Source organism: Burkholderia singularis (assembly GCF_900176645.1).
In the GTDB taxonomy this organism is placed as follows: Bacteria; Pseudomonadota; Gammaproteobacteria; order Burkholderiales; family Burkholderiaceae; genus Burkholderia; species Burkholderia singularis.
Genome location: NZ_FXAN01000036.1, coordinates 46,920 through 66,085, shown reverse-complemented (window position 1 = coordinate 66,085; position 19,166 = coordinate 46,920). Strand labels below are relative to the sequence as shown.

Annotated in this window: 15 protein-coding genes and 1 tRNA gene; 15 read left to right on the top strand and 1 reads right to left on the bottom strand. The window is 63.4% G+C overall.

Translation table 11 applies throughout. The features are described from left to right. Positions 1–353: 353 nt before the first annotated feature. Positions 354–737, bottom strand: coding sequence for a hypothetical protein (locus BSIN_RS25145; protein WP_143757339.1), 384 nt, complete (start codon positions 735–737; stop codon positions 354–356). Between the two features lie 313 nt (positions 738–1,050). Here BSIN_RS25145 and BSIN_RS04935 point away from each other — a divergent pair, with 313 nt between their 5' ends. The 15 genes from BSIN_RS04935 (at position 1,051) to BSIN_RS25760 (ending at position 19,062) form a co-directional block, all read left to right on the top strand. Continuing rightward, a complete protein-coding gene (locus BSIN_RS04935; RefSeq protein WP_089339679.1) occupies positions 1,051–1,605 on the top strand; it encodes a GNAT family N-acetyltransferase in 555 nt (184 codons plus the stop codon). Between the two features lie 105 nt (positions 1,606–1,710). Beyond that, a complete protein-coding gene (locus BSIN_RS04930) occupies positions 1,711–2,664 on the top strand; it encodes an ABC transporter substrate-binding protein (RefSeq protein WP_089339678.1) in 954 nt (317 codons plus the stop codon). A gap of 35 nt (positions 2,665–2,699) precedes the next feature. Beyond that, a complete protein-coding gene (locus BSIN_RS04925) occupies positions 2,700–3,707 on the top strand; it encodes an LLM class flavin-dependent oxidoreductase (protein WP_089339677.1) in 1,008 nt (335 codons plus the stop codon). A gap of 57 nt (positions 3,708–3,764) precedes the next feature. Next, the gene (locus tag BSIN_RS04920) at positions 3,765–5,087 is read left to right on the top strand and encodes an LLM class flavin-dependent oxidoreductase (RefSeq protein ID WP_089339676.1); all 1,323 of its coding nucleotides are present in this window, start codon (positions 3,765–3,767) and stop codon (positions 5,085–5,087) included. A 127-nt stretch (positions 5,088–5,214) separates the two neighbouring features. After that, the gene (locus tag BSIN_RS26685) at positions 5,215–7,050 is read left to right on the top strand and encodes an amino acid ABC transporter permease/ATP-binding protein (protein WP_089339713.1); all 1,836 of its coding nucleotides are present in this window, start codon (positions 5,215–5,217) and stop codon (positions 7,048–7,050) included. 96 nt (positions 7,051–7,146) lie between these two features. Further along, the gene (locus BSIN_RS04910) at positions 7,147–8,094 is read left to right on the top strand and encodes an ABC transporter substrate-binding protein (RefSeq protein ID WP_089339675.1); all 948 of its coding nucleotides are present in this window, start codon (positions 7,147–7,149) and stop codon (positions 8,092–8,094) included. Positions 8,095–8,128: 34 nt separating this feature from the next. Further along, entirely contained in the window at positions 8,129–9,178 is a 1,050-nt protein-coding gene (locus BSIN_RS04905) for an LLM class flavin-dependent oxidoreductase (RefSeq protein WP_173678627.1), read from the top strand. 286 nt (positions 9,179–9,464) lie between these two features. Next, a complete protein-coding gene (gene fdnG / locus BSIN_RS04900) occupies positions 9,465–12,536 on the top strand; it encodes a formate dehydrogenase-N subunit alpha (protein WP_089339674.1) in 3,072 nt (1,023 codons plus the stop codon). A 10-nt stretch (positions 12,537–12,546) separates the two neighbouring features. Beyond that, positions 12,547–13,461 carry a formate dehydrogenase subunit beta gene (gene fdxH / locus BSIN_RS04895; protein WP_089339673.1) on the top strand — a complete coding sequence of 305 codons (915 nt, stop codon included), beginning with the start codon at positions 12,547–12,549 and terminating at the stop codon, positions 13,459–13,461. Continuing rightward, positions 13,458–14,084: a formate dehydrogenase subunit gamma gene (locus tag BSIN_RS04890; protein ID WP_089339672.1), complete on the top strand. Its 627-nt coding sequence runs from the start codon at positions 13,458–13,460 to the stop codon at positions 14,082–14,084. The genes fdxH and BSIN_RS04890 overlap by 4 nt, the downstream gene beginning before the upstream one ends. An 80-nt stretch (positions 14,085–14,164) precedes the next feature. Next, a complete protein-coding gene (gene fdhE / locus BSIN_RS04885) occupies positions 14,165–15,136 on the top strand; it encodes a formate dehydrogenase accessory protein FdhE (RefSeq protein WP_089339671.1) in 972 nt (323 codons plus the stop codon). A 62-nt stretch (positions 15,137–15,198) separates the two neighbouring features. Then, positions 15,199–16,572 (top strand): L-seryl-tRNA(Sec) selenium transferase, encoded by a 1,374-nt coding sequence (gene selA, locus BSIN_RS04880; protein WP_369828136.1) that lies wholly within the window; start codon positions 15,199–15,201, stop codon positions 16,570–16,572. Then, positions 16,569–18,488: a selenocysteine-specific translation elongation factor gene (gene selB, locus BSIN_RS04875; RefSeq protein WP_089339669.1), complete on the top strand. Its 1,920-nt coding sequence runs from the start codon at positions 16,569–16,571 to the stop codon at positions 18,486–18,488. Before selA ends, selB begins: the two co-directional genes overlap by 4 nt. A gap of 31 nt (positions 18,489–18,519) precedes the next feature. After that, a tRNA-Sec gene (locus tag BSIN_RS04870) sits at positions 18,520–18,615 on the top strand. Between the two features lie 285 nt (positions 18,616–18,900). Further along, positions 18,901–19,062, top strand: coding sequence for a hypothetical protein (locus tag BSIN_RS25760; RefSeq protein WP_159935881.1), 162 nt, complete (start codon positions 18,901–18,903; stop codon positions 19,060–19,062). Positions 19,063–19,166: the final 104 nt, after the last annotated feature.

Below are 19,166 nucleotides of genomic sequence, written 5' to 3'. Positions count from 1 at the left end.
TCCTGAATCGAGTTATAAAGTTGTGCTAAACAACTGCAATCGGATACGCCATTTCGGGATATGCAGCGTCGCCGGGCCGAGCGGTGCTGTATTGCGCCGGGGACCGGAACGAAAATGACTCATCCGCTAAATGCGGGAGAAATCCCATTTGGGTGGCTACGGGATGTTCTGACCGAATCTTACGATAAATTTACAAACATTATAGGAATATTTCAATGTTTAATTTAAAGAAATAAAAATACATTTAATTTTAATGAATATTTATATATGGAATAATCGTCATGTAATCAAATTCCGTGGCGCGGGATGGATATCGGGGTATATGGCAAGGTGTGGTGGCTGATTTCCGGGAATTATTTTTTTGCGAGAAAATTAATTTCACGGATTATTTTAATTGCCGAAATTTTCTGAAAATTTAAGAAATTGTCGCGATTGAGGTGGCTGAATCGCACTGGGTGACTGTCGGGCAGAGGTTTGGTGATTGAATGGCGGAAGCCGATGGTGGTGTGGTGATGCTGAACTGATTTTGTCGATTCTATGGCGATTAAACAGGCGGCCAGATGATGGCGGGGTCGATATTCGATGGCGGTCGATAGTCGCAGATTGCTTTTTTTGGGTGACTGCAATATGCGGATGTGCCGAAAAATCGAAGGGCGGCGCACTTCATTCATATCGATGGGCGCGACTTGTCGATGAGCGTTGCTGCCTGCGTCATGCTTTGACGATAGCTTCGTCATTCAAATGGGTTCTGCCGGCATTTCGTGAGACTTACGAGCAAGCTACTCGTGCGAATGCCGGCGCGTCTGGCGCGTGCCGGTTCTCCATGCGCCCTGTGCCGCCCGCACGGCGTCGATTGTCGAAAATCCTTGCTACGCCGCGGTCGATATCGTTATCGAAATTGCTTGGTTAGCCTTTTCGCGCTCAGCCGCTAATGTGGTGTGGTTGACGGCGCGCCATCACGCCGTCTCGCGCTCGATAGACCCACCGGCGTGCCGTGCCAGCGCGTCCGCACACCGGCGGTGCGCTCCGGTTGCCTTCGATGATATCGCCATGACCGACATCATTATCGATACCGTGCCGCACGATGCGCGCGCGAAACCGCTGATCGATGCATTGATCGACGAATACACGACACGCTACCGCACCTACCGTGTCGATAGTCACGCGTCGGCGCAAGAGGAGCTTGCGCGCTATCCGGCGGAGCTATTCGCGCCGCCCGATGGTGCGTTCGTCCTGCTGCTGCGCGGTGGCGAGACGATCGGCGGCGGGGCGTTCAAGCGTTACGACGCGCATACGGCCGAACTCAAGCGGATCTGGACGCGCGGCGATCTTCGCCGGCAAGGGCTTGCACGGCGCGTCGTTCAGGCGCTCGAGACGCGCGCCGTGCAGCAGGGGTACCGGCGCGCCTACTTGACGACGGGTTTTCGGCAGCCCGAGGCATGGGCGCTATATCTCGATTCGGGTTACGAAGCGTTATTCGACCGTGCGGTCGATCCGGAAATCTATGTGCATTTGCCGTTCGGCAAGGATCTGATCGAGCCGGGGCGCGTGAGCACGCTCGATGATCTGCGTGCGCGCGTGCCGGCCGAGCCGCCGGTGTCGTGACGCGACGGCGAGCGGATGTGCCGGTGTAGTTCTGAGAATGTTGTTGCCCGTCCAACTTGTTTGCGCCGAGAACGGCGAAAGACTTGAATCAGCCTGGGATCGCCCATGAAATTGCAAAACGCCTGCTCGACCATGAAGTTCAAAGGACGCATCGTGCGCGCAGTCGCGGCAGGGCTGCTCGGCCTCAGCATGGCTGCGTCGGCCGTCACATTTGATCTGAGCCCCGAGCAGCCCGGCCGCATTCGAGGCGGGCGCGACGAAGCCGTGATCCGCGCGGTACCGCCGAGCTTCAAGTTCGTTACACCGGGCACGCTGAGCGTTGGCATTGCGCCGGCCCAGCCGCCCATCAGCGCATATGCGACCGATGCGCGAACGGTCGTCGGCTTCGATGCGGACTTTGCGCAACTGCTGGCCGATGCGCTCGGCCGCAAGCTGAAGATTGTGCCGCTGGCTTGGCCGGACTGGCCGCTTGCGTTGCAATCGGGGCGCGTCGATGCGGTGCTGTCGAACGTGACCGTGACCGAGGAGCGCAAGACGAAGTTCGATTTTTCGACGTATCGGCAAGATCTGGTCGGCTTTTACGTGAAGTCGGATAGCAAGATCACGTCGATCAGGGAGCCGAAGGACATAGCCGGCCTGCGCGTGATCACCGATGCCGCAACCAACCAGGAAAAAATCCTGCTCGAATGGGATCGCGAAAACGTTGCGCATGGCCTGAAACCCGTCGCCGTCCAATATTACGACGATGATGCGGTGAAGACCGTCGCGCTGCAATCGGGCCGCGCCGACGCGATCTTCAGCGTGAACTCGGTGCTGTCGTATCAGGCCGCGCAGCAACACGACAAGCGGCTGGCGGGCACTGTGAGCGGCGGCTGGCCGCGCACGGCCGACATTGCGGTCACGACGCGCAGGGGCAGCGGTCTTGCCGAGCCGATCACGCTTGCCATCAACGATCTGATCAAGAACGGTACGTACCGGCGCGTGCTCGATCGCTGGAATCTCGGCTCGGAGGCGATCGAGGTGTCGCGGACCAATCCGCCGGGTCTGCCGAAACTGTAGGCCCCGCCAACCGTCAACCGCGATCCGCATCCGCCATGGCCTATTCCTTATCGTTGCTGGACAAGAGTCCGATTGCCGAGGGCGCAACGGCGGCCGACGCGCTGCGCTTCACGGTCGCGCTTGCGCAACGCGCCGAAGCGCTCGGCTACCGCCGTTTCTGGGTGGCGGAGCATCATGGCGCGCCGGGCCTCGCGAGCACGGCGCCGGAGATCGTCGTGTCGCACATACTTGCGAGTACGTCGACGATCCGTGTGGGGGCGGGGGGTGTAATGCTGCAGCATTACAGTCCTTTTAAAGTGGCCGAGACGTTCAGGCTGCTCGCGTCGCTCGCGCCGGGACGTGTCGATCTTGGTGTGGGTAAAGCGCCGGGCGGGCTGCCGTTGACGACGCGCGCGCTGCAGGCGCTGCACGGCAAGCCTCGCAAGGCCGTGTTTGACGAGCAACTCGCCGAACTCGACGCGTTTCTCGATTGGGGCGTCAGCGAGGATCATCCGCTGGCCGGCGCGGTCGCGCTGCCCGTGCCGCCTGAGCAGCCCGAACGGATTCTGCTCGGCGGTTCGGCACAAAGCGCGGCGCTTGCCGCGCGGCTCGGCTGGCAGTTTTGCTATGCCGGGCATTTCAATGGCGACGAGTCGAACGTCGAGCGTTCGCTCGACGCATATCGCAGCGCGACGGGCCGCGCGCCGCTGCTCGCACTCTATGCAGTTGCCGCGTCGACCAAGCGCGACGCCGAAGCGCTGATCGGTACGCTCCGGATTTTCAAGTTGAAGCTCGCGGGCGGCCAAAGCTTCAATCTCGGCAGCGCCCAGGCCGCTGCCGAATTCGCGCGGCAGAGCGGCGCAACCGATTACCGGATCGACGAGCTTTGCCCGCACGTAATCGCCGGCACGCCCGATGACGTGCATCGCGAGTTCGACGCGTTGAGCCGCCGCTATGGCGTCGATGAGTTCGTCGTCGATTCGCCCGTCACGCACTATCCGGCGCGACTCGCATCGGTCGAACTGCTGGCGCGCGAACGGCGCCCGGTACAGACCTGGCCATGATCGCACGCGCCTCACGAGGCGTGCGTGTTCCCCTCGATTTCGACAGCGAGCCCAGACATGACCCAACCCCCCATTCCGTTCGGCATCATGCTGCATGGCGCAGGCGGCCATATGCACGCGTGGCGGCATCCGAGCAATCCGCCGGATGCGAGCGTCAATCTCGATTTCATCGTGCGGATCACGCGCAAGGCGGAGGAAAACGGCTTTGTGTTCGCGTTTGTCGCCGACGGCCTCTACATCAACGACAAATCGATACCGCACTTCCTGAATCGCTTCGAGCCGATTTCGCTGCTGTCGGCGCTTGCGCTCGCGACGTCGAGGATCGGGCTGGCGGGCACGGTGTCGACTTCGTACAGCGAGCCGTTTACGGTTGCGCGGCAATTTGCGTCGCTTGACTTGCTCAGCGGTGGCCGCGCGGGCTGGAATGTCGTCACGACACCGCTCGAGGGCACCGCGAAGAATTTCGGTAAAACGCATCCCGAGCACGATCTACGCTACGAGATCGCGGACGAGTATCTGGAAGTCGTTCAGGGGCTATGGGATAGTTGGGATGACGATGCATTCGTGCGCGATCGCCAGAGCGGGCGTTTCTTCGATCGTGACAAACTGCATACGCTTGATCATCGCGGCAGGTTTTTCCAGGTGGCCGGGCCGCTCAATATCCAGCGCTCACCGCAGGGGCAGCCGGTGATCTTTCAGGCGGGCGCGTCGGATGCGGGGATCAGTTTCGCCAGCAAATACGCGGATGCCGTGTTTACGCATACGGCTTCGGTGGACGAGGCGCTGGCGTTCGCGCGGCGCGTGAGGCGCAGTGCGATCGAGCATGGGCGCAGCATCGGCGACTTGAAGATCTTTCCTGGAATCGGGCCGATCGTTGGGCGTACCGCCGAGGAAGCGGAAGAAAAATACCGCGCGATCCGCGATTTGCTGACTGTCGACGACGCGCTCGCCTATCTCGGCCGCTACTTCGATCATCACGATTTCACCCAGTATCCGCTCGACGGGCCGTTTCCCGAGTTGGGAGAGATCGGCCGCAACAGCTTTCGCTCGACCACCGACCGGATCAAGGCCGACGCGCGCGACAAGGGGCTCACGCTGCGCGAGACCGCGTTTGCTGTCGCGACGCCACGGCCGCACTTTATCGGCTCCGGCGACGAAGTTGCCGATGAGTTGATCCGCTGGGTCGACGCGGGCGCGTGCGATGGTTTTATCCTCGGCTTCCCGGTGCAGGCGCAAGGGCTCGACGATTTCGTCGAACTCGTGCTTCCCGCGCTTGAGGCGCGTGGACGCTACCGGCGCTCGCTTGCCGGGCGCACGCTGCGTGACCATCTCGGTTTGCCGCGCAAGGAAAGCCGCTATGCGGCGCCCGTCGACGCATGACGGCGGCCAAGCGAGCAGGCGTGGCGCTTGGCCGTACCCGCTGCGCGAACTCGGCGGTGCGGCGCGCCTTCAATTGCCTCACTCATGCCGCATGCGGCATCGATCGTTCTCCGAAGGAAAGACGACCATGAGCGACATCACGCACGCAGTCGGCGGCGCGCTGCCGGCATCGAGCCCACCTCAGGCGCGAGACGACGCATCGTATTTCAGGATCGTGCCGGCGCGCTACCGGGCGCGTGCGGCCGGCACCGTGCTTGCACTCGTTTTGATCGCGTTGGCGCTGAACTCGGTGCTCAGCAATCCGCAGTGGGGCTGGCCTGTATTTGCCGAATGGTTCGTGTCCGAGCCGGTACTTTCCGGACTCGCGCGCACGCTGTTGTTGACGGCGCTCGGTGCGGTGTTGGGGCTCGCGCTCGGTGTGCCGCTCGCGCTGGCGCGCGTGTCCGGCTCGCGGTTGTTATCCGCATGCGCATGGACGTATATCTGGGTGTTCCGCTCGATTCCGCTCGTCGTGCTGCTGCTGATCCTCAACAATCTCGGCTATCTGTACGATCACGTGCGGCTGGGCGTGCCGTTCACGAGCATCGTGCTTGCCGAGGTCGCGACAACCGATCTGATCAGCCCGTTTTGCGCGGCGGTGCTGGGTCTTACGCTCAGCCATGCGGCATTTACGGCGGAGGGCGTGCGTGGCGCGATCCTGTCGGTCGATCATGGACAGCTTGAAGCGGCCGCCGCGCTCGGTTTGCCGCGCGCACGGCAGGCCACGCGCATCGTACTGCCTCAGGCGATGCGAGCGTTCCTGCCCGTGGCGTTCAACGATTTGATCCTGCTCGCCAAGGGTACGTCGATGGTTTATGTGCTTGCGATGCCGGAGCTGTTCTATACCGTGCAGGTGATCTACCGGCGCAATCTCGAGGTGATTCCGCTGCTGATGGTCGCAACGGTCTGGTATCTGATTATCCTGACCGTACTTTCCGTGATTCAGGCGAGAGTCGAGCGCCGCTATGCGCGCGGCGCGGTGCGCAATCCGGCGCGCTCGCCACTCGATGCATGGATCGCGGGCGTGATCCGTGCGTGGCCGGGCCGGCGCGCGGCCGCGAATGATCCGGCGCGCGCCCAACCTGATGGCGGCGGTTCGAGCAGGAAGCCTGTCGCATCCATGCCGGCTGTGCGTGCCGCGCGCGCTTGGGTCAGCGAGCGGCGGGGCGGCGAAGTGTCGCTGCATCGCGTATCGAAAAGCTTCGGACAGCATAAGGTGTTGGACGACGTGTCGTTTGTCGCGCCGGCCGGCAGCGTGACGGTGATTCTCGGGCAGTCCGGCTCAGGCAAATCGACGCTGCTGCGCACGATCAACCATCTCGAGCGCGTCGACGGCGGGTTCATCGACATCGATGGCGAACTCGTCGGTTACCGCCGCGACGGCAACACGCTGTATGAGCTGAAGGAACGGGACGTGCTGCGCCGTCGGATCGACGTCGGCATGGTGTTTCAGAACTTCAACCTGTTTGCCCATCTGAGCGTGCTGGAGAATCTCGTCGAAGCACCGGTTGCGCTGGGCCGCGCGACGCGTGCCGACGCGCTGCGACTCGCGCACGAGTTGCTCGCGCGCGTCGGTTTGGCGGCGAAGGCGCATGCGTATCCGCGCCAGCTTTCGGGCGGCCAGCAACAGCGCGTTGCGATTGCCCGCGCGCTCGCGTTGAAACCGAAAGTACTGCTGTTCGACGAGCCGACGTCTGCGCTCGATCCCGAACTGGTCAATGAAGTCCTTGACGTCATCAAGGAACTCGCGCGCTCAGGCACGACGCTCATCATCGTCACGCACGAGATCGGCTTTGCACGTGAGGTGGCCGATACGGTGTTGTTCATGGAGCAGGGCAGGATCATCGAGGCCGGCCCTCCCGCGCAGGTGCTCGATGCGCCCGCGCATGCGCGCACGCGCGCGTTTCTGTCGAAGGTGCTCTGACGATGACGGTGCGATGCGAGCCGCGTGAAAGTCGATGTGACGTTGCGTGGCGGGCCGTCTGCGCTGTGTTTTTCCGATACCGGTGACATTACTGCAATGAACGATAGAAGAGCTTTTGTTCGCGCCGCGCTCATGACGGCCGCCGGCGCGGCGCTGTTCGGCGTGCCGCCGTTGGCCGCACGGGCTGCCGCTATCGCGATCGATCTCGATCCTCGGCAGGCCGGGCGTGTGCGCGCCGCGCCCGATCCGGCCGCGATCCATGCGGCGACCGGCTATCGCTGGGTCGGCGATGGCGTTCTGACTGTCGCGATCGCCCCGCACGTGCCGCCCGTGGCGACCTATGCGACCGACGCGCGAACGGTGGTCGGCGCGGACCCGGACTACGCGCAACTCGTCGCCGACGCATTGGGCCGGCGTCTCGCGCTCGTGCCCATTGCATGGGCCGACTGGCCGCTAGGTCTGACCTCCGGCAAGTACGACGCGGTGATCTCGAATGTCGGCGTGACGGAGCAGCGCAAGAAAAAATTCGATTTCACGACGTACCGGCTCGGTTTGCACGGCTTCTATGTCCGGCGCGGGAGTCCGGTTACACGCATCGCCGGGCCGAGCGATGTCGCGGGCTTGCGCATTATCACCACCGCGGGCACCAGCCAGGAGCGGATTCTGCTCGAATGGAACCGCCGCAACGTAGCGCAGGGACTCAAACCGTTGGCGCTGCTGTATTTCGACGACGACGGCGCGTCGCGCGTCGCGTTGCTGTCGGGGCGCGCGGATGTCGAACTCAATCCGAATGCGGCGCTCGCATACGAGGCGGCGCGAGAGGGCAGGATTCGCAATGTCGGCAGCGTGAACGCAGGCTGGCCGCTCAACGCGGACGTCGCGATCGCGACGCGCAGGGGCAGCGGGCTGGCCGATGCGCTGACGCTTGCGACCAACGATCTGATCCGCAACGGTAAGTACAGACAGGCGCTCGTGCGCTGGGGGCTGCTGTCCGAGGCGATCGAGCGGTCCGAAACGAACCCGCCGGGGCTGCCGTCGTTCTGACACGGCGCACCGTTTGTTATTTCCGATCCTGGTCATGACGATTTCACACCTGGGCTTCCTGACGGCCGGCAACTATCCGGCCCACGATCCGCTTGCCGGTCTTGAGCAGTCGCTGCGGCTTTTCAGTCGCGGCGATGCGCTCGGTTACGACAGCGCATGGGTCCGCCAGCGGCATTTGGAGCGTTCGGTGTCGTCAGCCGCGACGTTTCTTGCCGCTGCGACGCAGCGCACGGTACGCATCGCACTCGGTGCGGCCGTGATCCAGATGGGTTACGAGAATCCGTTCCGGCTCGCGGAGGATCTCGGGACCGTCGATGCGCTGTCGCGGGGCCGCCTGCACGTCGGGCTGAGCGCGGGCGCGCCCGGGTACGCGTCGCTGCTCGGCGATCGCCTGCTCGATGCAGACGCCGCGCGCATCGACTTTTCGCACGCGCGGCTGCTGCGCCTGCGCGAGAACCTCGCCGGCGCCTATTTCGGCGACGCGGACACGGTGATCGAATCGCCGGCCGGGCGCGAGCGGCCGCGCGTGAATCCGCATGTGCCGGGGCTGGCGGGGCGTCTGTGGTACGGCGGCGGCTCGCTGCGCTCCGCCGAATGGGCGGCGCGCAACGGTTTTCATTTGCTGATCGGCAACGTCTGCCGAGGCGAAGCCAGCGACGATTTCCATGCAGCGCAGGCCGCTCAACTCGACCTGTTCCTGTCGACCTGGGCCGAAGCATCGCCGCCGCGCGTCGCGCTCGGGCGCGTCATCGTGCCGCTCGATAGCGCCGAAGCCGTTTCGCGGCAACGTTACCGTGATTTCGCCGCGGCGCGCGTCGCGCGCACGCTGGCGCCACAGGGAGATAGCCGCACGCTGTTCGCGCCGGATCTGGTCGGTATGTGCGACGAGATCGTCGAACGGCTGCTCGCCGATCCCGTGCTCGCGCGCGTGACCGAACTGAGGCTCGAACTCCCGTATGACCTCGCGTTCGACGAATACGAGCAGATCCTGACCGACGTTGCATCCCGCATCGCGCCGGCGCTCGGCTGGATGCCGGCCGGGCTCGTGGCGGCGGCCAACGGCGCGGGCGCCGCCGTCCACTGAACGTGCGGGCGCCCATGCGGGCGATTGCTTATTGCATTTCGGCAATCGCACTGCAACATCATATTCACCTGACTTCTGTTACGCTTACGACCGCGTAAGAAGCGATTTGCCCGGCATAGAGGCATATCCGCTTTCCGAGCGGCTGGCGTTGTCATATAAACGAAGGGACGGGCGCGACGCAACCGGTGCAGGCGCGTTGCCTCGTCTGGCAGCGCGCCGTTGCAACGCGCTCGCCGCGCACCGCAGCAAGCCAGTTCGTCCCCCGATACCACCACCCGAGACCACCATGCTTCAATTGTCCCGGCGTCAGTTCCTGAAGCTGTCCGCGACGACGCTAGCCGGTTCGAGTCTGGCCCTGATGGGCTTCTCGCCGGCCGACGCGCTTGCCGAGGTCCGCCAATACAAGCTGGCGCGCACTGTCGAAACCCGCAACACCTGCCCTTACTGCTCGGTCGGCTGCGGGATTCTGATGTACAGCCTCGGTGACGGCGCGAAAAACGCGCAGCCGAGCATCATCCACATCGAAGGCGATCCCGATCACCCGGTCAACCGCGGCACGCTATGTCCGAAGGGCGCGAGCCTGATCGACTTCATTCACAGCCCGAACCGCCTCACGCAGCCCGAATATCGCGCGCCCGGCTCCGACAAGTGGGAGCCGATCGCATGGAGCGACGCGCTCGATAGGATTGCGAAGCTGATGAAAGCCGACCGCGACGCGAACTTCATCGAGACGACCGACGACGGCAAGAAGGTCAACCGCTGGCTGACTACCGGCATGCTCGCTGCCTCGGCGGGCAGCAACGAAGTCGGCTATCTGACGCACAAGACCGTGCGCAGCATGGGAATGCTCGCGTTCGACAACCAGGCTCGTGTCTGACATGGCCCGACGGTGGCAGGTCTTGCCCCGACGTTTGGCCGTGGCGCGATGACGAACCATTGGGTCGACATCAAGAACGCCGATGTGATTCTCGTGATGGGCGGCAATGCTGCCGAAGCGCATCCTTGCGGTTTCAAGTGGGTGACCGAGGCGAAGGCGCATCGCCGCGCGCGCCTCATCGTCGTCGACCCGCGCTTTACGCGCACCGCCTCGGTGGCGGATTTCTACGCGCCGATCCGTACCGGCACGGACATCGCGTTTCTTGGCGGGGTGATCAATTACCTGCTGACGAACGACAAGGTTCAGCACGAGTACGTGAAGCGCTACACGGATTTTCCGTTCATCGTCCGCGAGGATTTCGCGTTCGACGACGGCATCTATTCCGGCTATGACGTGGACAAGCATGCGTATCCGGACAAATCGACGTGGGACTACGAACGCGGCGACGACGGCTTCGTGAAGACCGACGACACGCTTGCGCATCCGCGCTGCGTATACAACCTGTTGAAGCAGCATTACGCGCGCTACACGCCGGAGATGGTCGAGAAGATTTGCGGCACACCGAAGGACAAGTTCCTGAAAGTGTGCGAAATGCTGGCGACTACCGCCGTGCCGGGCCGTGCCGGTACGATCCTGTATGCGCTTGGCTGGACGCATCACTCCGTCGGCGCACAGATGATCCGCACGGGCGCGATGGTGCAACTGCTGCTCGGCAACATCGGGATCGCGGGCGGCGGGATGAATGCGCTGCGCGGCCACTCGAACATCCAGGGGCTGACCGATCTCGGCCTGATGTCGAACCTGCTGCCGGGCTACATGACGCTGCCGTCGCAGGCCGAGCAGGACTACGAAGCGTATATCAAGAAGCGCGCGCCGCAGCCGCTTCGGCCGAATCAGCTGAGCTACTGGAAGAACTATCGCGCGTTCTTCGTGAGCTTCATGAAGGCGTGGTGGGGCGACGCGGCGAACGCCGGCAACAACTGGGGCTACGACTATCTGCCGAAGCTCGACAAGCCGTATGACCTGCTGCAAACGCTCGAGCTGATGCATCAGGGCAAGATGAACGGCTACATCGCGCAAGGCTTCAATCCGCTGGCGGCGGCGCCGTCGAAGGCGAAAACCGCGGCTGCGCTCGCGAAGCTGAAATGGCTCGTGATCATGGACCCGCTTGCGACCGAGACGTCCGAGTTCTGGAAAAACCACGGCGACTACAACGACGTTGACGCATCGAAGATCCAGACAGAGGTGTTCCGGCTGCCGACGACGTGTTTTGCCGAGGAGCGCGGCTCGCTCGTGAACTCCGGCCGTGTGCTGCAATGGCACTGGAAGGGTGCCGAGCCGCCGGGCCAAGCGCGCAGCGATCTCGAGATCATGGCGGGCCTGTTTATACGGGTGCGCGAGCTGTACCGTAAGAAAGGGGGAAAATTCCCCGATCCGATCGTCAATCTGTCGTGGCCGTATGCAGACCCGGAAAGCCCGACGCCCGAGGAACTCGCGATGGAGTTCAACGGCCGGGCGCTTGCGGATCTGCCCGATCCGAAGGACCCGGCGAAGACGCTCGTGAAGAAGGGCGAACAGCTTTCGGGCTTCGCGCAGTTAAAGGACGATGGCAGCACGTCGAGCGGCTGCTGGATTTTCTGCGGTTCGTGGACGCAAGCGGGCAATCAGATGGCACGCCGCGACAATTCGGATCCGACCGGCATCGGTCAGACGCTCGGCTGGGCATGGGCTTGGCCTGCGAACCGGCGCATTCTGTACAACCGTGCGTCGTGCGACGCAAACGGCAAGCCATTCGATCCGACCCGCAAGCTGATCGGCTGGAACGGCAACGCGTGGACGGGCGCGGACGTGCCCGACTACAAGGCCGACGAGCCGCCGGAAAACGGGATGGGGCCGTTCATCATGAACCCGGAAGGCGTTGCACGCTTCTTCGCGCGCGATGGCATGAACGAAGGGCCGTTTCCTGAGCATTACGAACCGTTCGAGACGCCGCTTGCCGCAAATCCGCTACATCCGGGCAACCCGCGTGCGCTGAACAATCCGGCTGCCCGCGTGTTTCCGGGCGATCGCGCGGCGTTCGGCAAGCCCGACAAGTTCCCGCACGTCGCGACCACCTACCGGCTTACCGAGCACTTCCACTATTGGACGAAGCATGCGCGGCTGAACTCGATTATCCAGCCCGAGCAATTCGTCGAGATCGGCGAGGAGTTGGCGAAGGAGGTCGGCGTCGTGCATGGCGATCGTGTGAAGGTATCGTCGAACCGAGGCTACATTGTTGCGGTCGCGCTCGTCACGAAGCGGATCAGGACGCTCACGGTCGACGGCAAGCGGGTGCAAACGGTCGGCATTCCTCTGCATTGGGGTTTCAAGGGGCTGACGAAGCCCGGCTATCTCGCGAACACGCTGACGCCGTCGGTGGGGGACGGCAATTCGCAGACACCGGAATTCAAGTCGTTCCTGGTGAAAGTGGAAAAGGCGTAAGGGGGAAGAGATGGCATTGCAATCGCTCGACATCAAGCGCGTTTCCGCGACCACGACACCGCCGGCCACCGTGCGCGAGCTGGTGACGGGCAGTGTCGCGAAGCTGATCGACGTATCCAAGTGCATCGGCTGCAAGGCTTGTCAGACGGCTTGCATGGAATGGAACGATCTGCGCGACGAAGTCGGCACGAACGTCGGCGTCTATGACAATCCGGCCGATCTCAGCGAACACTCGTGGACGGTGATGCGCTTTGCTGAATACGAGAATCCCGCGGGCGACCTCGAATGGCTGATTCGCAAGGACGGCTGCATGCATTGCGAGGATCCGGGCTGCCTGAAGGCATGCCCGTCGCCGGGCGCGATCGTCCAGTACAACAACGGCATCGTCGATTTCCACGAGGAGAACTGCATCGGCTGCGGCTATTGCGTGACCGGCTGCCCGTTCAACATTCCGCGGATTTCGAAGAAGGACCATCGCGCATACAAATGCACGCTCTGTTCGGACCGCGTCGCGGTTGGCCAGGAGCCGGCGTGCGTGAAGACCTGCCCGACCGGTGCGATCGTATTCGGCACGAAAGAAGATATGAAGCAGCATGCGGCCGAGCGCGTGGCCGACCTGAAAGAGCGTGGCTTCGAGCATGCGGGGCTCTACGATCCGCAAGGCGTCGGCGGCACGCACGTCATGTATGTGCTGCACCATGCCGACCGGCCGTCGCTATATCACGGGCTGCCGGATAATCCGTCGATCAGCCCGATGGTGAAGCTGTGGAAAGGGCTCGCGAAGCCGCTTGCGGTGGCGGGTATCGCGCTTACCGCGCTCGCCGGTTTCTTCCATTACACGCGCGTCGGCCCGAACGAAGTGACGCCGGACGAAGAGGCCGCGGCTCGCGACGAGGCGCGACGCATCAAGGAGGACGCGAAATGAAGCATGACGACCCGATCCTGATCGTCCGGTATACGGCCAACGAGCGCACGAATCACTGGCTCACCGCGATTTCGTTCGTACTGCTCGCGTTATCGGGGCTCGCGCTCTTTCATCCGTCGATGTTCTGGCTGACCTCGCTGTTCGGTGGCGGCCAATGGACGCGGATTCTGCATCCGTTTGTCGGCGTCGTGATGTTCGCGTCGTTCGCGGTGATGGTCGCACGCTACTGGCACCATAATCTGCTCGACGCGGACGACCGGCGCTGGCTCAAGCAAATGCGCGACGTGCTCGCGAACCGCGATGACGAACTGCCGCCCGTCGGCCGTTATAACGCAGGGCAGAAGCTGCTATTCTTCACGTTGGTGATATGTCTGCTGCTGTTGCTCGTATCCGGGCTCGTGATCTGGCGGCGATATTTTTCGCTCTACTTTCCGATCGACGTGATTCGGACAGCGGCCGTCATTCATGCGGCGGCGGCATTCGTGCTGATTATCGGAATCGTCGTGCATGTTTATGCGGCATTGTGGGTGAAGGGCTCGATCGGGGCGATGGTGCGCGGCACGGTCACGGTCGGTTGGGCGAAAAAGCATCATCCGAAGTGGTTCCGCGAGAGTATCAAATAACACCGCGGCATACCGCTACTCGTGGACAGAACAAGGGCGCCGGCGATTCGGCGCTTGTTTTTTCAAGGCACTCTTTTGTTGTGACTGACGCAACTCAACGTATTCTCGAGCCGAACGAAATTGCAGCGCTCGATCATTCGGCCATTCCGCGCGTGCGAATTCCCGAGCGCGAAACCGTATTCGCCGCGCGCGCCGCACGCTTGCGCAAGCTGGCCGGCCCGAGTCCGATCGGCGGGTATCTGCGGCTGATGGCAGCCGTTGCCGATGCGCAGCATGATCTGTTGCAAGGTTTCGAAGCAAACGCGCCCGAGCGGGCGGCAATCGAGCAGGCGCAGCATCATGCCATGCCACTCGCGCCTGCGCTCGGCAGCGCATTGGCCGGCGGACGCGATCCGGGCTGGCGCGACATGCTGCAGCGCTTGCTCGATCGCGTAGAAGGCGCGGGCCTCGTGAATCCGCCGCTCGCGAAGCTGATCGACGAGTTACGGCTGCGCCCGGCCGCCGAACTCGACAAGCAGGCCGACGCGCTGCTCGCGCAACGCTTCGCCGAGATCGAACCGGCATCGGCGCCGTTTCTGATGGCCGCGCTGCAAGTCGTATGGACTTCGCTCGCGAGCCGCCTGTCGCCGGCCGACGTTCCATATGTCGAGCAGCACGGCCTGTGCCCGGTCTGCGGGATGCCGCCAGTCGCGGGTCTGGTACGCGTCGGCGGCCAGTATCAGGGCTATCGCTTTCTTCAGTGCAGCCTATGCGCGACCGAATGGCACATGGTTCGCACCAAATGTTCGCATTGCGAGTCGACCAAGGGGATCGCATATTACGGCATCGAAGGCAGCAGCGGCGAGTTGAAAGCCGAAGCGTGCGACGAATGCCGCACGTATCGGAAAATCGGCTATCAAGACAAGGATCATGATATCGAGCCGCTCGCAGACGATCTCGCGAGCCTCGCGCTCGATTTGCTGATGGGCGAAGCGGGCTATCGCCGCGCATCGTCGAATCCGTTGTTATGGCCGGAGTTGTCCGCTGACGCGGGAGGAGATGGCCGGCCGTGAGCGGGTCGAGCGTGACCGACACGAGCAGGTTGTTCGCACGGGTGCCGTCGGTCGAGCGGGTGATGTCGTCGGAGCCGCTCAAGGCGCTGGTCGGCGAATATGGGCGCACGCGCGTGCTGGAGACGGTGCGCGCATCGCTCGACGCGTGGCGCGACGCTGCGCGGCGCGACCCGGCCGCCGCCGTGCCGCTCGACGGCACGCGTATCGCCGCCGACGTGCGTGCGCGGCTTGAGGCGGATGCGGCAAGCAGGCTGCGCCCGGTATTCAATCTGACCGGCACCGTACTGCATACGAATCTGGGGCGCGCGCTGTTGCCAGACGCTGCGGTGCAGGCCGTCATACGCGCACTCACGCAGCCGATGAACCTCGAATTCGATCTGGCGACAGGCCGCCGCGGTGATCGCGACGATCTGATCGACGATCTCGTTTGCGAGCTGACGGGCGCCCAAGCGGCCACGGTCGTCAACAACAATGCGGCCGCGGTGTTGTTGACGCTGTGCGCGCTTGCGCCGGCGAAGGAAGTGATCGTGTCGCGCGGCGAGCTTGTCGAAATCGGCGGTTCGTTCCGAATTCCCGACATCATGAGCCGCGCCGGGGCCAAGTTGCGTGAAGTCGGCACGACGAACCGCACGCATCTGCAGGATTACGAAGCGGCGATCGGCGCGCGCACCGCGCTGCTGATGAAGGTGCATTGCAGCAATTATGCGATCAGCGGCTTCACGAAGGAAGTGGCGCTTTCCGAACTCGTGCCGCTTGCACGCGAACACGGGTTGCCCGTTGTCGTCGATCTGGGCAGCGGCACGCTCGTCGATTTGTCGCGTTGGGGCTTGCCGAAGGAGGTGACGGTGCGCGAGACCATCGACGCAGGCGCCGATCTCGTCACGTTCAGCGGCGACAAGCTGCTGGGCGGCCCGCAAGCCGGGTTGATCGTCGGCCGGCGCGACTTGATCGCGAAAATCAAAAAACATCCGTTGAAGCGTGCGCTGCGCGTCAGCAAGCTGACGCTCGCCGCACTCGAGCCCGTATTGCATCTATATCGGACACCTGAATTCCTGCACGAGCGGCTGACGACGCTGCGTCTCTTGATGCGCCCGCAAGCAGATATCGAGGCCGCTGCCGAGCGTATGCGTCCGGCGTTGCAACGCGCGCTGGGTGAAGCGTTCGATGTCGGCGTCGAGCCGATGTTCAGCCAGATCGGCAGCGGAGCGCTGCCCGTCGATCGATTGCCGAGTTGCGGGCTGGTGGTTCGCGTGAGCGGCGGTAAGCGAGGTGGCCGGGCTCTGATGCAGCTCGAGCGGCAGTTGCGCGCCTGGCCGCGCCCCGTGCTCGGCCGCATTGCCGACAACGCATTGCGGCTCGATTTGCGTTGCCTCGAAACGGGCGACGAGGCCGCTTTCGTCGCGCAGTGCGAACTGGCGCAAGGTGCGCGCGGATGATTGTCGGCACCGCAGGACACATCGATCACGGCAAAACGACGCTTGTGCGCGCGCTGACCGGCGTCGACACCGATCGATTGAAGGAGGAAAAGGCGCGTGGCATTTCGATCGAACTCGGCTACGCGTATACGCCGTTGGCGAACGGTGATGTGCTCGGCTTTATCGATGTGCCTGGCCACGAGAAGCTTGTGCATACGATGGCGGCGGGGGCATGCGGAATCGATTTCGCACTGCTCGTGATCGCTGCTGACGACGGCGTGATGCCGCAGACGCGCGAGCACCTGGCAATCCTGCAATTGCTCGGCGTCACGCAAGGCGCGATCGCGTTGACGAAAGGCGATCGCGTCGATGTGGCGCGCATTGCGCAAGTACGCGATGAGATTCGTGCATGGCTTGCACCCACGCCATTCGCGGCCGCGCCGATCTTCGAAACTCGCGCGACTGATCCGGGCGCAGCCGGTGTTGCCGCGCTGAATGCGCATTTGCGCGCGACCGCGCTTGGATGGCACGCGCGGCGTGACGACGGCCTGTTCCGTCTGGCGGTCGACCGCGTGTTTACGCTGGTGGGTCAGGGCACCGTCGTGACGGGCACCGCGTTTGCCGGACGCGTGAGCACCGGGGATACGTTGGTTGTTGCGCGTACCGGCGAATCCGCTCGCGTGCGCAGCATCCATGCACAGAATCGCGCGACCGATGTCGGCCGTGCAGGCGAGCGGTGCGCGCTGAATCTTGCCGGCATCGACAAGGCGGCGCTCGCGCGCGGCGACATGATCGTCGATGCGCGGCTCGCGACACTGTCGCCGCGCATCGACATCGAGCTGACGCTTACACCGGACGCAGGTTTATCGGTCGCGCACTGGACACCGCTGCACGTGCATCTCGGCACATTGCATCGGGTTGCGCACGTCGCGCTGCTCGAAGGCGAGACGCTTGGGCCCGGTCAATGCGCGCGTGCGCAATTGAATTTCGCAGAGCCGATATTCGCAATGCCGGGCGATCGCTTCATCGTGCGCAACGCGCAAGCGACGCAGACCGTCGGCGGCGGCCGCGTGCTCGATCCGTTCGGGCCCGCGCGCAAGCGGCGCACGTACGCGCGGCGGGCGTGGCTCGATGCGCTCGTTGCATGGCTCGACGAAGGCCGGCTCGATGCGCTGCTCGACGAAGCGACGTTTGGCATCATGTGCGAGACGCTCACCCATCTGACCGGCCTGCCGGCGCATGCGCTGACGCTGCCGGCCGACGCCGTGCATATTGCTGCAACGGGCAGACAGGCGGATGACGCGCGCATCATTGCGCGTCGCCACTGGGATGGGCTGCGCGCGCGCGTGCTCGATGCGCTCGATGCATTTCATCGACACTCACCCGACGAGCAGGGGCCGGATGTGGCGCGGCTGCGCCGGATTGCTGCGCCGTTGGCGGACGACGCGCTCTGGCGCGCGTTGACCGATGCGTTGATCGACGACCGTATGATTGTCCGCAGCGGGCCGTGGCTGCATCTACCGTCGCATGCGGTGAGCTTCGATGCGGGCGAGCACGCGCTGGCGGCGCGTCTGCTGCCGCTGGTTGCCGACGGACGCTATGATCCACCGTGGGTTCGCGATCTCGCGTCGGCGACGGGCGTTGCCGAGGATACGGTGCGTATGTTGATGCGCAAGCTTGCACGCCGTGGCGATGTGCATCAGGTGGTACGCGATCTGTTCTACCATCGCGACGTGATCGTCATGCTCGCGCGACTGATCGAGCAACTGTCACACAAGCAGCGCGGCGCACTCGATGCGGCGACGTTCCGGGACGCGACGGGGCTCGGCCGCAAGCGCGCGATTCAAATTCTCGAATTCTTCGACCGCGTTGGGTATACTCGCTTTCACCGCGATCGTCACTGGCTTCGCGGCGACAGCCGCTTGCTCGGCTCGTAATAGGACGGTATCTGCTGTTTCCCGTTTCTCAGGAAGGCATGCGTATCCGGTGGTGCGGCTGAGCTTCAAACTCAGTTGGTGCGGTCAGCCCGCGCCAGGTAGGTTCGACTCCTGCTGCCTTCCGCCACTCAAGGCTCTCGGCGGTTCCCGTTTGCTCTCGCTTACTCCTCTCAACCCCTTTCTGTAGGCGGTTCGGGGGGTAACAGGGCACTTGCAGCTTCCCGCTCTCTCTCGCAGAATTTCACCCTAATTGGTGGGTAACTTGGTGGGTAGAGAGGGGGTAGGGATGGCAGGATGGCAACCGCATCGGTCGACCGCGCTCGGCACGGAAAGCCCGTCGCTCTAGAGTTTTGCACCAACGCAGCAGGTCTATTGCCCCTTTCGTCCGGTTCGCTTTCCATTTGCGGTAGAGATGTCGGCCGCTCGCCTTGCCGTGCCGAAGGGGATGAAGACCGAGTCTGGGAGAATTTCCGATGGCACGATCACGTACTACGATCGATCAGGACAAAATCGCGCATCGATCCTGGCAGCCGAGATGCTGCAGGCGCTGCAGAACACGAGAGCAATGTATTAGCAGACGCCTGCTCTTCCGGTGCCGTCGACCGATGGGGAGAACGCTCCTCGTTCAGTCGAAATCATGCAGAACATTCGGATCGAGATAAATGGCGTGAGCGATCC

Excerpts from the sequence above, each read along its gene's own strand:
- BSIN_RS25145 (WP_143757339.1), bottom strand. The coding sequence starts at position 737 with ATGACGAAGCTATCGTCAAAGCATGACGCAGGCAGCAACGCTCATCGA.
- BSIN_RS04935 (WP_089339679.1), top strand. The coding sequence starts at position 1,051 with ATGACCGACATCATTATCGATACCGTGCCGCACGATGCGCGCGCGAAA.
- BSIN_RS04930 (WP_089339678.1), top strand. The coding sequence starts at position 1,711 with ATGAAATTGCAAAACGCCTGCTCGACCATGAAGTTCAAAGGACGCATC.
- BSIN_RS04925 (WP_089339677.1), top strand. The coding sequence starts at position 2,700 with ATGGCCTATTCCTTATCGTTGCTGGACAAGAGTCCGATTGCCGAGGGC.
- BSIN_RS04920 (WP_089339676.1), top strand. The coding sequence starts at position 3,765 with ATGACCCAACCCCCCATTCCGTTCGGCATCATGCTGCATGGCGCAGGC.
- BSIN_RS26685 (WP_089339713.1), top strand. The coding sequence starts at position 5,215 with ATGAGCGACATCACGCACGCAGTCGGCGGCGCGCTGCCGGCATCGAGC.
- BSIN_RS04910 (WP_089339675.1), top strand. The coding sequence starts at position 7,147 with ATGAACGATAGAAGAGCTTTTGTTCGCGCCGCGCTCATGACGGCCGCC.
- BSIN_RS04905 (WP_173678627.1), top strand. The coding sequence starts at position 8,129 with ATGACGATTTCACACCTGGGCTTCCTGACGGCCGGCAACTATCCGGCC.
- fdxH (WP_089339673.1), top strand. The coding sequence starts at position 12,547 with ATGGCATTGCAATCGCTCGACATCAAGCGCGTTTCCGCGACCACGACA.
- BSIN_RS04890 (WP_089339672.1), top strand. The coding sequence starts at position 13,458 with ATGAAGCATGACGACCCGATCCTGATCGTCCGGTATACGGCCAACGAG.
- selA (WP_369828136.1), top strand. The coding sequence starts at position 15,199 with ATGTCGTCGGAGCCGCTCAAGGCGCTGGTCGGCGAATATGGGCGCACG.
- selB (WP_089339669.1), top strand. The coding sequence starts at position 16,569 with ATGATTGTCGGCACCGCAGGACACATCGATCACGGCAAAACGACGCTT.
- BSIN_RS25760 (WP_159935881.1), top strand. The coding sequence starts at position 18,901 with ATGTCGGCCGCTCGCCTTGCCGTGCCGAAGGGGATGAAGACCGAGTCT.